The sequence below is a fragment of the Teichococcus rhizosphaerae genome (assembly GCF_002631185.1).
GTDB classification, from domain to species: Bacteria; Pseudomonadota; Alphaproteobacteria; order Acetobacterales; family Acetobacteraceae; genus Pseudoroseomonas; species Pseudoroseomonas rhizosphaerae.
In genome coordinates, this window is the sequence record NZ_PDNU01000003.1 from 341,466 (window position 1) to 354,659 (window position 13,194).

General features: G+C 71.4%; 12 protein-coding genes. 2 read left to right on the forward strand and 10 right to left on the reverse strand.

The window, feature by feature from the left end:
- Window positions 1-42 precede the first annotated feature (42 nt).
- Together CR162_RS04005 and CR162_RS04010 are read left to right on the forward strand one after the other, a co-directional pair.
- Window positions 43-894, forward strand: coding sequence for a transporter substrate-binding domain-containing protein (locus CR162_RS04005; RefSeq protein ID WP_099094227.1), 852 nt, complete (start codon window positions 43-45; stop codon window positions 892-894).
- Between the two features lie 87 nt (window positions 895-981).
- Window positions 982-2,379: an amidohydrolase family protein gene (locus tag CR162_RS04010; protein ID WP_176559706.1), complete on the forward strand. Its 1,398-nt coding sequence runs from the start codon at window positions 982-984 to the stop codon at window positions 2,377-2,379.
- Between the two features lie 9 nt (window positions 2,380-2,388).
- Here CR162_RS04010 and CR162_RS04015 read toward each other — a convergent pair whose 3' ends face one another.
- From CR162_RS04015 to CR162_RS04055, 10 genes are all read right to left on the reverse strand, one after another.
- Window positions 2,389-3,372, reverse strand: coding sequence for a Bug family tripartite tricarboxylate transporter substrate binding protein (locus CR162_RS04015; protein WP_099094229.1), 984 nt, complete (start codon window positions 3,370-3,372; stop codon window positions 2,389-2,391).
- A gap of 80 nt (window positions 3,373-3,452) precedes the next feature.
- Window positions 3,453-4,556: an ABC transporter ATP-binding protein gene (locus CR162_RS04020; protein ID WP_099094230.1), complete on the reverse strand. Its 1,104-nt coding sequence runs from the start codon at window positions 4,554-4,556 to the stop codon at window positions 3,453-3,455.
- 23 nt (window positions 4,557-4,579) lie between these two features.
- Window positions 4,580-5,413 (reverse strand): carbohydrate ABC transporter permease, encoded by an 834-nt coding sequence (locus CR162_RS04025; RefSeq protein ID WP_099094231.1) that lies wholly within the window; start codon window positions 5,411-5,413, stop codon window positions 4,580-4,582.
- Window positions 5,410-6,339: a carbohydrate ABC transporter permease gene (locus tag CR162_RS04030; RefSeq protein WP_218014828.1), complete on the reverse strand. Its 930-nt coding sequence runs from the start codon at window positions 6,337-6,339 to the stop codon at window positions 5,410-5,412. The genes CR162_RS04025 and CR162_RS04030 overlap by 4 nt, the downstream gene beginning before the upstream one ends.
- 17 nt (window positions 6,340-6,356) lie before the next feature.
- The gene (locus CR162_RS04035; protein ID WP_099094233.1) at window positions 6,357-7,616 is read right to left on the reverse strand and encodes an ABC transporter substrate-binding protein; all 1,260 of its coding nucleotides are present in this window, start codon (window positions 7,614-7,616) and stop codon (window positions 6,357-6,359) included.
- Window positions 7,617-7,909: 293 nt separating this feature from the next.
- Window positions 7,910-8,083 (reverse strand): hypothetical protein, encoded by a 174-nt coding sequence (locus CR162_RS22285; protein WP_176559707.1) that lies wholly within the window; start codon window positions 8,081-8,083, stop codon window positions 7,910-7,912.
- 417 nt (window positions 8,084-8,500) lie between these two features.
- Window positions 8,501-10,339, reverse strand: a complete 1,839-nt coding sequence (locus CR162_RS04040; protein WP_099094234.1) for an ELWxxDGT repeat protein — start codon at window positions 10,337-10,339, stop codon at window positions 8,501-8,503.
- Window positions 10,340-10,808: 469 nt separating this feature from the next.
- Window positions 10,809-11,585, reverse strand: a complete 777-nt coding sequence (locus CR162_RS04045; RefSeq protein ID WP_099094235.1) for an SDR family oxidoreductase — start codon at window positions 11,583-11,585, stop codon at window positions 10,809-10,811.
- A gap of 73 nt (window positions 11,586-11,658) precedes the next feature.
- Window positions 11,659-11,913, reverse strand: coding sequence for a hypothetical protein (locus CR162_RS04050; protein ID WP_099094236.1), 255 nt, complete (start codon window positions 11,911-11,913; stop codon window positions 11,659-11,661).
- 228 nt (window positions 11,914-12,141) lie between these two features.
- Window positions 12,142-13,176, reverse strand: coding sequence for an extracellular solute-binding protein (locus CR162_RS04055; protein WP_099094237.1), 1,035 nt, complete (start codon window positions 13,174-13,176; stop codon window positions 12,142-12,144).
- Window positions 13,177-13,194 lie beyond the last annotated feature (18 nt).

Here is a 13,194-nt window from a genome sequence, read left to right on the forward strand (position 1 = left end):
TCTCGCCAGCGCCACGGCACGACCCAACACCGGAGACATCGCATGATTCCCTTCAAGCGTATGCTGGCGGTGGGGCTCGCCATGGCCCTGGCGGGGGCGCTGCCCGCCGCCGCCCAAACGGACAAGCAGAACGCCGCGCTGCCGGACGCCGTCCGCAGCGCGGGCGCGCTGCGGGTCGGCATCGAGGCCACCTATCCGCCCATGGCCTACAAGGATCCCGCCACCAATGAGCGGCGCGGCGTCAATGTCGATCTCGTCACCGCCATCGGCCGCGACCTCGGCATCGAGATCCGCTGGGAGGAGATGTCCTTCGAGCAGATCGTCAACTCGCTCACCACCGGCCGCATCGACTTCAGCGGCACCTCCATGACCGACCTGCCGGCGCGGCGCGAGAAGCTGACCTTCGTGGACTACATCACCACGGGCGGGCAGCTCTTCACCACGCGGGCGCTGGCCGCCTCCATCCGCGAGGCGACGGATTTCTGCGGCAAGTCCGTCTCCACGCCGCGCTTCACCAACTACTTCCCCTCCGCCCAGGCCTGGAGCGAGCGCGCCTGCGCCGGCCGGCAGCCCATGCAGGTGGTGGGCAGCAACGGCGCCACCGCCTCCCGCACCGATCTGCGGCAGGAGCGCAACCAGGGCGCCATCCTCGGCGCCGAGTTCGTGGCGCATCTCCAGCGCACCGAGCCGGAGAACTGGGTGGCGGTCGGCAAGCCCATCACCAACAACCTGTCCGGGCTGGCCTTCCCGAAGGATTCGACCGCGCTGCGCGACGCCATCGCGGCCTCGCTGCAAAGGCTCATCGACAACGGGACCTACGCCGAGATCCTGAAAAAGCACGGGATCGAGGGGCAGGCGATCCGCACCGTCTCGATCGACGCCGGGCAGCCTTGAACAATGCAGGGGGCGCTGCCCCCTGGCCCCCGCCGGAGTGACAGTGTCACCCCGGACCCCGCCATCAGTTTTCCGGATATGCCTTCCATGGACCTGCTGATCACCAACGCCGCCGTTGTCACCTGCGACGATGAAAGGCGGGTTCTGGGGCGGCACGCCATCCTCGTCCGGGGGAACCGCATCGAGGGCCTCGGGCCGAGCGTGGAGCTTGAGGCGGCGCATCCCGGCGTGCCGCGCTTCGATGCGCACGGGCTGGCCGTGCTGCCGGGGCTGATCAACGCCCACACCCACACCGTGCTGACCGCGCTGCGCGGCTCGGTCGAGGACTGGGAGGGCGACATGATCTACGGCTACATGTCGCCCATCTCCTACACCATGACCGACGAGGAGCGGGCCGTGATGGCCATGCTCGGCTGCGTCGAGGCCATCCGCAGCGGCAGCACCACCCTGGTCGATCCCTTCCGCCACGTGCTCTCCTATGGCCGCGCCATGGCCTCTACCGGGCTGCGCCTGTGGCTTTCGGAAAGCTGCGCCGACATCGATACGCGCCGCATCCGCCATGGCGACTACCGCGAGGACCCGGCCTTCGGCGCGCAGTTCCTGGACCGCGCCGAGGCGATGATCGAGGGGTTGCACGGCAGCCATGGAGACCGCGTGCGCTGCCAGGTGGCCGCCCACGCGCCGGACAACTGCTCCCCCGCCATGCTGCGCAAGCTGCTGGACCTCGCGGCGAGGCACAGTCTCACCCGCACCGTGCATCTCTCGCAGAGCCCGGGCGAGGAGAAGGCGGTGCGCGCGGCGCGCGGCACCACCTCCGCCGGCTACCTGGACCGCGAGGGCTTCCTCGGCCCGGACCTCACCGCCGCGCACTGGACCTTCTGCAACCGCGAGGACATCGAGATCCTCGCCGCGCGTGGCGTCACCATGGCGCACACGCCGGCCAGCATCTCCCGCCGCCGCGGCATGCACCGCGCCCTGCTGGGCCCGATCCGCGATGCCGGCGTGCGCGTCGCCTTCGGCACGGACAACATGACCGAGGACATGTTCCAGGCCATGACCATCGGCTCCATCCTGCACCGCACCGGGCGCGGCCGCGAGGAGGAGGGCGGCGTGCTGCCGGGGCCCGACGCCATCCTGGACGCGGTGACGCGCGATGCCGCCGCGAGCGTCGGCGCGGGCCATGAGATCGGCCGCGTCGCGCCGGGCTGGAAGGCGGACCTGACCTTCCTCGACCTCAACACGCCGGCGCTGCGCCCGGTGATCCGCCTCGTTTCCAACATCGTCCATTACGGCCATCCCGGCGCGGTGCACTCGGTAATGGTGGATGGCGCGTTCATCCTGCGCGACCGCCGGGTCCTGACGGTGGACGAGCCCGCTTTGCTGCGCGAGGCCGATGCCGTCACCCGCCGCGTCTGGGCGCGCATGATCGAGCAGAACCCCGATCTCGCGCGCCCGGCCTCCGAGCTGCCCTGGCTGGAGCTTTGATCCGCTCCCTTAGTCTGCGCGCGCGCCGGAAGCCTGCACCACCTGCTTCCACATCGGCCGCTCGCGGTTGGCGCGGGCGGCGGCGTCCGCGGCCGTGGTCCACAGCGCCTGCGCGCCGCCCTGGATGAAGCGCTTCTGCATCGCCTCGTCCTGCGCTACCTGCCGCATGGCGTTGTTCAGCCGCTCGATGACGGGTGCCGGCGTGCCGGCCGGCGCCACGAAGGCACCCCAGACGCTGATGACGAAGTCCGGGATGCCCGCTTCCGCCATGGTGGGGATGTTGGGCAGGGTGGGCCAGCGCGTGGCGCCGGTCACCGCCAGGCCGCGCATCCGCCCTTCCTGGATCAGCCCGATATGCGAGGCGAGGTTGTCCAGCGCGATGTCCACGTCGCCCGCCAGCAGCGCCGGAACGGTCTGCGCCGCGCCGCGGTAGGGCACATGCGTCGCCTTCACGCCGGTGCGGCTGAACAGCATGCTGCTGGACAGGTGCGTGGTCTGGCCGATGCCGGTCGAGCCGTAGGTGATGCCGTCCGGCTTCTTCTTCGCCCAGTCGATGAACTCGGCCAGCGTCTTCGACGGATTCTTGTCGGGCGCGATGACGGCGACGTTGGGCGTGTCCCAGGCCAGGCCGATCGGCACCAGGTCCTTCTCGGGGTCGAAGGGCATGCTCTGGAACAGGAACTGGTTGATGGCCATGATGCTGGCCGTCACGGCGCCGATGGTCAGCCCGTCCGGCGCCGCCTTGGCCACCGCGTCGGTGCCGAGATTGCCGCTGGCGCCCGCCCGGTTCTCCACCACCACGGGCTGGCCCAGCACGGCGCCCATGCGCTCGGCATAGAGGCGGCTCAGCACGTCGGTGGAGCCGCCGGGCGGATAGGGCACGATCAGCCGGATCGGGCGCTGCCCCGCGAGGCCCTGCGCCAGCGCGGGCGCGGAAAGGACGGCGGGTGCCGCGAAGGCGGCGGCGCGCAGCAGGGCGCGGCGTTCGATCATGGTTCGTTTCTCCCGTTTCGCGCCGTTCGTTGCGGCGCCACAGGGAGAGGATCGGCCAGGGGGGCGGCGCCGTCCAGCCTTCAATCCCGCTCGTCAGTCCGGGGGCGGGGCAGGGCGGTGCCGTCCTCGCGGAACAGGTGGCAGGCGGCGGGGGGAAGGTGGAACCGTCCCGGCTGGCCCTCGCGCAGCCGCACGCCCTCGGGGATGCGCGCCGTCAGCAGCGTGCCGTCCGAGGCGCGCAGATAGGCGAGCTGCTCGTCGCCCAGCTCCTCCACCACCTCGACGGGCCCGGACAGGGCGGCGCCATCGCCTGCCAGCCGGACGTGCTCGGGGCGGATGCCGAGCGTCAGCGCCTCGCCCGGCCGCGCGCCCGCGCCCGCCACAGGTACGTCGAGCCGCGCCCCGCCGGGCAGGCTGACGGCGACCGTGCCCTCCGAACCGCCTTCGGCCCGCACGGCCAGGAAGTTCATCCGCGTGCTGCCGATGAAGCCGGCCACGAAGATGTTGCGCGGGTGCCGGTACAGCTCCACCGGCGCGCCGGCCTGCTCGACGCGGCCGGCGTTCAGCACCACGATCCGGTCGGCCAGCGTCATCGCCTCCACCTGGTCGTGCGTCACATAGATCATGGTGCTGCGCATGGACTGGTGCAGGCGCGCGATCTCGATGCGCATCTGCACCCGCAGGCTGGCGTCGAGATTGGAAAGCGGCTCGTCGAACAGGAACACCTTCGGCTCCCGCACGATGGCGCGGCCGATCGCCACGCGCTGCCGCTGCCCGCCCGAGAGCTGCTTCGGCAGCCGGTCCAGCAGCGGCGCCAGCTCCAGCTTCCCGGCCACGTCGCGCACGCGGGCGTCGATCTCGGCGCGCCTGGCGCGGCCCATCTCCAGCCCGAAGGCGATGTTCTCCCGCACCGTCATGTGCGGATAAAGCGCGTAGGACTGGAACACCATGGCGATGCCGCGCTCGCGCGGGGGCCTGGCCGTCACGTCCTCCCCGCCGATATGGACCGAGCCGGCGCTGACGCTCTCCAGCCCCGCCACCAGCCGCAGCAGGGTGGACTTGCCGCAGCCCGAGGGGCCGACAAAGACGCAGAACTCGCCATCGCCGATCCGGAGATCGACGTCGCGGATCACCTGCGTGCCGTCGAAGCGCTTCCGCACCCCGCGCAGTTCGACGTCTGCCATGTGGCGCTCTCCTTCCGCGATGCTCATCCCTTCACCGCGCCGGCGGTGAGGCCGGAGACGATCTTGCGCTGGAAGGCCAGCACCAGCAGCACGATGGGGATGGTGACGATGACGGAGGCGGCCATCACCAGCCCCCAGGGCAGTTCCTGCCGGCTGCCGCCGCTGAGCAGCGCGATGGCGACGGGCACGGTGCGCGTCTCGGCCGAGAGGGTGAAGGTGAAGGCGAACAGGAACTCGTTCCAGGAGACGATGAAGGCGAGCAGCGCGGTGGGCGCCATGGCCGGCCAGAGCAGCGGCAGGAAGACGCGGCGGATGACGGTGAGCGGCGAGGCGCCGTCGGCATAGGCCGCCTCCTCCAGCTCCTTCGGCAGCTCGCGCATGAAGGTGGTGAGCACCCACACCGTGAAGGGCAGGGTCAGCACCAGGTTGGCCAGCACCAGGCCGGGCAGCGTGTCGTAGAGGCCAAGCGCGCGGATCAGCTCGAACATGCCGGACAGCACCGCCACCTGCGGGAACATCGACACGCCGAGGATGGCGAGCATCAGCGCCCCGCGGCCGCGGAAGCGCACCCGCCCCAGCGCATAGGCCGCCGTGACGGCCAGCAGCAGCGAGAGCGCCACCACCACCGCCGCCACCAGCACCGAGTTGAGGATGGTGCGGCCGAAATCGAGCTGGGTGAAGACCTGCGCGTAGTTGGAGAGATCCAGCGTCTCGGGCCAGAGGGAGGGCGAGAACAGCGCGGTGCCGGAGCGGAAGGAGGTGACCAGGGCATGGTAGAAGGGGAACAGCGCGAAGGCGCCGATCGCCAGCAGAAGCAGCGCGAAACCCGCGCGGGCGAGCAGGGTGCGGGCGTTCATCGGGCGCTCTCCCCTTCCAGCCGCAGCCGCCCGAGCAGCACCACGGACAGGGTGAGCAGCGCGATCACCAGGAAGAGCAGGGTGGAGGCGGCGGAGCCGTAGCCCACATCCTGGAAGTCCACGAGCTGCTGCCGGGCATAGACTGACATGGACTGCGTGCCCGAGGCATTGGCCGTCAGCACATAGATGAGGTCGAACACCCGCAGCGCGTCCAGCGCGCGGAACACCAGTGCCACCACCAGGGCGGGGCGGATCAGCGGCAGCGTCACGCGGAAGAAGACCCGTATGGGATGGATGCCGTCGACCCGCGCCGCCTCGTAGCAATCGGCGGGCAGCATCTGCAGCGCGGCCAGGATCAGCAGGGCGACGAAGGGCGTGGTCTTCCACACATCGACGATGACGACGGCCCACATGGCGAGGTCCGGGTCGGCCATCCAGGCGACCGGCGCGTCGATTGCGCCGATGGCGAGCAGCGCGTGGTTGATGACGCCGAACTGGTCGTTCAGCATCCAGGCCCACATCCGCGCCGAGACGATGGTGGGGATGGCCCACGGGATCAGGATGGCCGCGCGCACCAGCCCGCGCAGCGGGAAGCGGGCATTCAGCGCCAGCGCCACCACCATGCCCAGCACCGCCTCGATGGAGACCGAGACGGCGGCGAACCACACGGTGCGCCACACCGCCCGCCACCATTGCGGGTCTGCCAGCAGGCCGAGCCATTCCCCCTCGTAGTATTCGAGATAGTTGGCGAAGCCGATGAAGCGGTAGTTCTCCAGCTCGATCAGCTCGGCATCGGTGAAGCTGAACCAGACGGTGCGCAGCAGCGGCCAGCCGGCCACCGCCGCCAGCACCGCCAGGGTGGGTGCCAGGAACAGCCAGGCGGCGCGCACCCGCACCCGCGCCAGGCCCAGATCGTCCTTCGCCATGCGGTCCATGCCTCCGCTCACCAGCCGCGCCGGCTGAGGCGGCGGAGGTCGTGGCGCAAGGCTTCGAGCGCCGGCGCGGCCTGCTGCTGCCCCGAGAGCACGGCATGCACCCGGCTCCAGAAGGCGTGGGAGGCGCGGTTGTAGCGGGTGCCCGTGGCGCGGGAAGGCCGTGCCACCGCGTTGCTGAAGGTGCCGTACAGGGCCCGGAAGAAGGGGTTGGCCGCGATCACCTCCTCATCCTCGTAGAGCGCGGGGCGGGTGGGGTTGTAGGCCGCCACCACGGCGCGGCGCTTCTGCTCGGCCGCGCCGGTGAGGTGCATCACCAGGGCCGCCGCCGCTTCAGGGTGGCGGGAATAGCGCGAGACGCCGAGGTTCCAGCCGCCGAGCACGCCGGTCTGCCGCCCTTCCGTGCCATGCGGAAGGCCGGTGATGCCCACCTTGCCGCGCACCGGGCTGTCCGGTCCTTCCGCCAGCGCCCAGGCATAGGGCCAGTTGCGCATGAACACCGCGTTGCCGGACTGGAAGATGCCGCGCGCCTCCTCCTCCGTGTAGGTCAGCGCCCCCTCGGGCGTGATGCGGCCGATCCAGCCGGCGGCACGGCCGATGGCCCCGGCGGCACGAGGATTGTCGATGGTGATGCTGCCCTCCTCATCGACGATGGTGCCGCCGCCGGAACTAGCCACCCATTCCAGAGCGTTGACGGTGAGCCCTTCATAGGCGCGGCCCTGGAACACATAGCCCCAGAGGCCGCCATTCCCCGCCGCGCGCTCCGCCTCCTGGATCACCCGCGCCGTCTCCTCCATCTCGCCCCAGGTGGCGGGAACGGGGCGGCCGTGCTTCTCCAGCAGGTCGCGGCGGTAGAACAGCACGCCGGCATCGGTGTAGAGCGGCATGGCGATCAGCCGCGCCTCCACCGTGTTGTTCTCGATGATGGCGGGGAAATGCGCCGCCTCGGCACCTTGGCTGTAAGGCTTCAGGTCGATGAAGTGGCTGGCCAGGATGCCGGGCCACACCACGTCGATCTGGTAGACATCGATCCGCGCGGCGCCGCCGGCCAGCATCATCTGGTAGAGCGCCAGGCGCTCGCTGGCGGAATTGGGCACCGAGACGGTCTGGACCGTGTGGCCGGTCTGCCGGGCCCAGGCCGCCGCGCCATCGCGGCACAGCTCCAGCTCCTGCCCGAGCGCGCCGCAGGAGATGGTGATCTCCGCCGCGGGCGCGGGGGAGGAAAGGCCGGCAAGCAGGCCGCAGATGCGCAACGCCCTGAGCAGGCGCATGACGGTGTCCTCCCAGCAAGGATTGGCGGGAAGGCACCGGGCCGGGCACGAAGGCTGGAGCGCGGCGCCGTCTCCTCCAGGGCCGCGCGGCGGGGCGCGTGGCGGGTTCCGGTCGGGGTGCATGGCCAGGGCGCTGGCCATGACGGGCGCCGGAATCGCTAGCCCCGCCTGCCCGATGATGCAACCCGCCCGCTGGCCGATTGGCTGGGGTGCCAGCCCTGGCGCAAGCGAACATGAAAAAGCCCGGCTGGGGCCGGGCTTTCAGCCGATCAGGCGGATTGGGGTGGGGCGGCTTACCAGCGGCCCGTGGCGCCCAGCGCGAAGGGGCTGCGCTCACCCCAGGAATTCCAGGAGGCGTAAAGGCCCGACGCCTCGTTGCGCCAGCTTTCCTCGCGGCGGCTCTCGGCCTCGGCGGCCTGGCGGCGGTCGGCGGCCGTGTCGGCGATGATCTGGGTGCGGTCCATCATGGCTGGCCTCCTTTGCTGAGAACACAATTAGGGCGAATGCCTGCCTTATTCCAGCCCCAATTTGGCAGGCAGCGTCACGTTCACGCCATAATTGGGTCTGGAGGAACAAGGGGCGGCAGCCGGAAAGCGCCCGGGGAGGAGCAAAAGCCTCGCAAGACAGCCCTATTAATCAGGGGCTTGATGCGGTGGATCTCAAATGTGGCGGGAAAATGGCGGAATGGGGCATGCATCGCCAAGCCTGACGCCCGCACACAACCAGCGCTTCATGGCGCCGCCGGCAACCTGCCGCGGAGTCGCCGGATGCAGATCCGGGAGCGGCCAAAGCCCCGGCGCGCAGGGCGGCGCTGCCCCGAGGAGGGCGAGGCCTGGAAGGACGGTCGGGCGGCCCCGCTTGCCGGAGCAGGGCCGCGCTTCAGGTCACACCGGAAAGACTTCCCGGCCCTCGGCGGCGCCGTGGAGTAGGTAATGCGCCAGCGGGTTCAGCCCGGCGGCGGCCACATCCGGGTTCGCCGCGAGATAGGCTCCCGCGTCGAACGCCATGCTCGGGTCACGGCCTTCCCGGTAGCCATGCTCGGCATAGTGCCAGAGCGGATCGAGGCGGGCGGCCGCCACGTCCGGATTGGCGGCGAGATAGTAGCTGCTGTCGAAGAAGGCGTTCGGGTCGCGCCCCTCGCGCCAGCCGAACATGTTGAAATGCGCCAGCGGGTCGATGCGGGCGGCGAGCACGTCGGGGTTCTGGCCGAGATAGTGGCTGATGCTGAACAGCGCGCTGGGATCGCGCCCCTCCGCCCAGCCGAAGGCCTCGTAATGCGCCCGCGGGTCGAGGCCGGCGGCCAGCACGTCCGGGTTCCGCGCCAGGTAGAAGCCGGCGTCGAAGCAGGAGGGGCTGGCGGGCGGCGGCTCCGGCTCTCCGGCCGGGCTCCGGGGCAGGGCGGTGAAGCCGGTGGGGAAGGAGCCCTCCATGCCGGGGGTGATGTCCTCCACCAGCCGCGTGCCGGCGGAGGTGCCGTCCGAATACCAGAGCTCGCGGCCGGTCTTCTCGGTGACGGCGGAGAACAGCAGGCCGCCATCTCCCGCCGGCACCAGCTCGGCGGCGAAGCGGCTCCCCTCGGGCAGGGCGACAAGGAGGGTGGTGCCTTCGCGGGTGCCGTCCGTCACCCACAGCTCGCCGGAATTCTCCGGCGCCTGCTGGACCGTGAACGCCACGCGTCCATTGCCCAGCGCCTGGAAGCCGATGGGGCCGGAGCCTTGCTCCCCCGGAACGATGTCGCGCAGCAGCACGGTGCCGGCGGCGGTGCCATCGGTCACCCAGACCTCGATGCCGTGCTCGGCATCGCCCGCGGCGAAGACCGCGCGGCCATTGCCCAGCGCCGTCAGCTCCTGCGGGCCCTGGCCGCTGAAGCCGGTGCCGAACTGCCGGAGCAGGGCGGTTCCCGCCGGCGTGCCGTCCGTGCCCCAGAGCGCGCGCCCTTCCGTGCCGTTGTCGGCGTGGAAGACCGCGCGCCCGGCCCCGAGCGGCGTGAAGTCGGGGCTGCCGTAATAGGGCCTCTCCCCCGGCGGCAGGCCGATGAGGGGGATGGTGCCGGCCGCCGTGCCATCCGTGACCCAGACCTCCGTCTCGGGCAGCGGGCCGGAAGCCTTGAACAGGATGCGCCCATTCCCCAGCGCCACCAGGTCGCCCGGGTCGGAGATGCCGCTCTCGTTCGGGGTGGCGGTGATGAGGCGGGTGCCCGCCGCCGTGCCGTCGGTGATCCAGAGCTGGCCGCCGGCCTGCGGATCGTGGGCGGTGAAGACGGCGCGGCCATCGGGCAGGGCGGTGAAGCCGCCGGGAAAGGAGCCGGTCTCGCTGGGGGCTAGTTCCCGCAGCAGGTAGGTGCCGGCGGCGGTGCCGTCGCTCCTCCACAACTCGGCGTTGAAGTCCTGGCCCTGCGCGCTGAACAGCACCGTGCCGTCGGCCATGGTGAAGTAGCCGAAGGGGGAGCCGCCGGAGGCGCCGGGCAGGATGTCGCGCAGCAGGGTGGTGCCCGCCTCCGTGCCGTCGGTCACCCACAGCTCCTGGCCGTGGATGCCGTCATCAGCGGTGAAGAGCAGGCGCCCGCCCACCGTCGCGGCCAGGGAGAAGGGGAAGGAGCCCGCCGGCCCGGAGCGGATGTCGCGCAGCAGGAAGGTGCCTTCGGCGGTGCCGTCGGTGCGCCAGAGCTCGGTGCCGTGGTCGGGGTCGCCAGCCTGGAAAACAAATCCGTCACGCAAGGCCATGCGTCACTCCTCGTTCCCATCCGGGCAGGAGCGGAGGAACCGGCGATGGGGCGTGGCTTCCGCTTGCCTATCCCCGTTTGTCCGCAGGATCGGCGGGGCGGGTCAACGGCAATGAAGGCAGGGCGGGGGAGGGTGGCGGCCCGCTCCAAAAGCCGCGCCGGGCGGCTCTTGCCGGCGGGAAAGCGGCCCGCCGGCCTTGCGCCGCAAGGCATCCGGCGGTGCGGCCTGTCTCGAAAACCATCGGCCGTCCCGTCTGGCGCGGCGATGCCCGGCTTCCTGATCGCCAAGAATTGCTTGGAGCCGCCGTTCCGTCCCTGACCAGGCCCGCAGCCGGCGGTTTTCCCCTGGCCACACTGGCCTGGCCGCCGGTTGTGGAGTGGCTGGGCAAATCGCCCCCAGGCCTTGCCGATTCGGTGCGCGCAGGGCGGCGATGAAGGCGGTGCCCTCCTCCCCGCGCACCGCCTCCGGGTCAGGGGATGGGGCAACTTCCCCCATCGACGTTGATCGCCGTGCCGGTGATGTAGGAGGCCGCGTCCGAGGCCAGGAAGCAGGCGGCCTGGGCGAATTCCTCCGCCCGCCCGACGCGGCCGAGCGGCACGCCCCGCCCCATCTCGGCCAGCAGCGCGTCGAGCGGCCGGCCGGCGGCCTCGGCGCGCCGGCGCCACTGGTCGCTCTCGATCAGCCCGACGAGCAGGGCGTTGACCAGGATGCCGTGCGGCGCGCCCTCGCCGGAGAGCACCTTGGTCAGCGCCAGCCCGGCGGCGCGGCTGATGGCGGTGGGGGCGGTGCCGGCGCGGGGCGCCTTGGCATGGGTGTTGAGCACGTTGATGACACGGCCCCATCCGCGCTCGCGCATCTGCGGCCAGGCCAGGCGCGTCAGCCGGATGGCGGCGAACAGCTTGAGGTCCAGATCCTCCTGCCAGACCGCGTCCGTCACCGTCTCGAAGGCGCCGGTGCGGGAGGCGCCGGCATTGTTCACCACGATGTCGATCCGCCCCAGCGCCGCCATGGCGCCGTCATGGCCCGCCTGGATGCCCTCGGCGGTGGCGACGTCACAGGCGATGGCGGCGACCTTCCCCTGCGCCGTGGCGCGGATCTCCCGCTCGGCCGCTTCCAGCGCCGCCTGGCCGCGCGCCAGGATGGCGACATCGGCGCCCGAGGCGGCGAAGCGCCGGGCCATGGCCAGGCCGAGCCCCTTGCTGCCGCCGGTGATGACGGCCGCCCGGCCGCGCAGACTGATTTCCATGGTGACCCTTCCTCCCGTTGACCGGCACAGCCTGCCGCAGCGCGGCCGATCGGGCCAGCGGGGGAAGGGCGGTTCAGATCACGTCGAGAAAGGCCATCAGCCCCCAGGCGGCGGCGCCCAGCATGGCGACGCCGGCCAGGTAGTCGGCCACCTCGCGCCAGATCGGGTTGCCGCCCGCCGGCGGCGTGGCGCGCGGCGCGGCCTTGCGGCGGGCAACGGCCTTCGGCGCGGCCGTCTTGGCACGGCGTGGCGCCTTGGCGGCCATGGGCTCCGGGGCCTTGGCGGGGCGCCGGCGTGGGGCCGGCTTGCGGGGCGTGGTGCCTGTCATGCCGCGCCCCCCTGCGGCGGATGGAAGAAGCGGGAAGGAGGCGGCGAAGCGGACATGGCGACCCTGAACGCTGGCGAAGAGAAGGCAGGAGGGTGGGAACAGATCAGGCCCGCGCCGTCAACCTTGAGCGGAGCCGAAAGAAAAAGGCGCCCCCGAAGGAGCGCCCCGGCCTGCCAGGAAGAAGAGGAAGCCGGCCGGGAGGATGCCTGCCCGGCCTTTACTTCCCTCTCAGTTCCAGCCGGCCCGCTGCATGATCTGGAGCGCCTCGGGCGTCTTGTCGAGATTGCCGGCCGCGTTCACCGGTTCGGCGCGGAACCTGCCCATGGCGGCCAGCGCCGGGTGCAGCGGCGTATCGGCCACCACCGGATATTCCATGTTGCCGAGGGCGAAGGCTTCCTGCGCCTTGTGCGTGGTCATGAACTCCAGGAAGCGGATGGCGTTGGCGCGGTTCGGCGCCGACTTCACCAGCCCGCCGCCCGAGATGTTCACATGCGTGCCGCGGTCGCCCTCGCCCTGGTTGGGGAAGATGACGCCGATGCGCCTGAACAGCGCCTGGTCCTCCGGCTTCTCGGAGCGGCCGAAATGGCCGAGATAATAGCTGTTGGCGATGGCGAGGCCGCACTGCCCGGAGGGGATGGCGCGGAACTGGTCGCGGTCGCCGCCCTGCGGCGGGCGGGCGAAATTGGCGACGACGCCGCGCGCCCATTCCTCCGTCTTCTGCGGCCCGTCCGCCATCAGGATCGAGGCGCCAAGGCTGGTGTTGTAGGGATGGGCGCCGCTGCGCGTGCAGAGCATGCCCTTGAAGCGCGGATCGGCCAGGTCCTCGTAGCGGTCGAGCCCCTCGGGCCGGCCCTTCTCGCGGTCATACATGATCAGGCGGGCGCGCTGGCTGAAGGCGAACCACAGCCCCTCGGGGTCGCGCAGCGCGGCGGGAACGCGCCCGGCGATCACGGCCGAGCCGTGCGGCGCCAGGATGCCGGCCTGCGCGGCACGGGCGAGGCGGGCGGCATCGACGGTCAGGAACACGTCGGCCGGGCTGTTGGCGCCCTCGTTGCGGATGCGCTCGATGAGCTGGTCCGCCTGCCCCTCGATCAGCCGCACGCGGATGCCCGTCTCCTGCGTGAAGGCCTCGTAGAGGGCGCGGTCGGTGTCGTAGTGGCGGGCCGAGTAGAGGTTGATCTCCCCCGCATTCTGCGCCCGCGCCGCCACGGGCGCGGACAGGGCGAGCACCGAAAGGGCGGCGAGCATCGTGCGGCGAAGCATGGCATGTCCTCGTTCTGG

Coding starts and splice junctions, on each gene's coding strand:
- CR162_RS04005 (WP_099094227.1), top strand. CDS start 43: ATGATTCCCTTCAAGCGTATGCTGGCGGTGGGGCTCGCCATGGCCCTG.
- CR162_RS04010 (WP_176559706.1), top strand. CDS start 982: ATGGACCTGCTGATCACCAACGCCGCCGTTGTCACCTGCGACGATGAA.
- CR162_RS04015 (WP_099094229.1), bottom strand. CDS start 3,372: ATGATCGAACGCCGCGCCCTGCTGCGCGCCGCCGCCTTCGCGGCACCC.
- CR162_RS04020 (WP_099094230.1), bottom strand. CDS start 4,556: ATGGCAGACGTCGAACTGCGCGGGGTGCGGAAGCGCTTCGACGGCACG.
- CR162_RS04025 (WP_099094231.1), bottom strand. CDS start 5,413: ATGAACGCCCGCACCCTGCTCGCCCGCGCGGGTTTCGCGCTGCTTCTG.
- CR162_RS04030 (WP_218014828.1), bottom strand. CDS start 6,339: ATGGCGAAGGACGATCTGGGCCTGGCGCGGGTGCGGGTGCGCGCCGCC.
- CR162_RS04035 (WP_099094233.1), bottom strand. CDS start 7,616: ATGCGCCTGCTCAGGGCGTTGCGCATCTGCGGCCTGCTTGCCGGCCTT.
- CR162_RS22285 (WP_176559707.1), bottom strand. CDS start 8,083: ATGATGGACCGCACCCAGATCATCGCCGACACGGCCGCCGACCGCCGC.
- CR162_RS04040 (WP_099094234.1), bottom strand. CDS start 10,339: ATGGCCTTGCGTGACGGATTTGTTTTCCAGGCTGGCGACCCCGACCAC.
- CR162_RS04045 (WP_099094235.1), bottom strand. CDS start 11,585: ATGGAAATCAGTCTGCGCGGCCGGGCGGCCGTCATCACCGGCGGCAGC.
- CR162_RS04050 (WP_099094236.1), bottom strand. CDS start 11,913: ATGACAGGCACCACGCCCCGCAAGCCGGCCCCACGCCGGCGCCCCGCC.
- CR162_RS04055 (WP_099094237.1), bottom strand. CDS start 13,176: ATGCTTCGCCGCACGATGCTCGCCGCCCTTTCGGTGCTCGCCCTGTCC.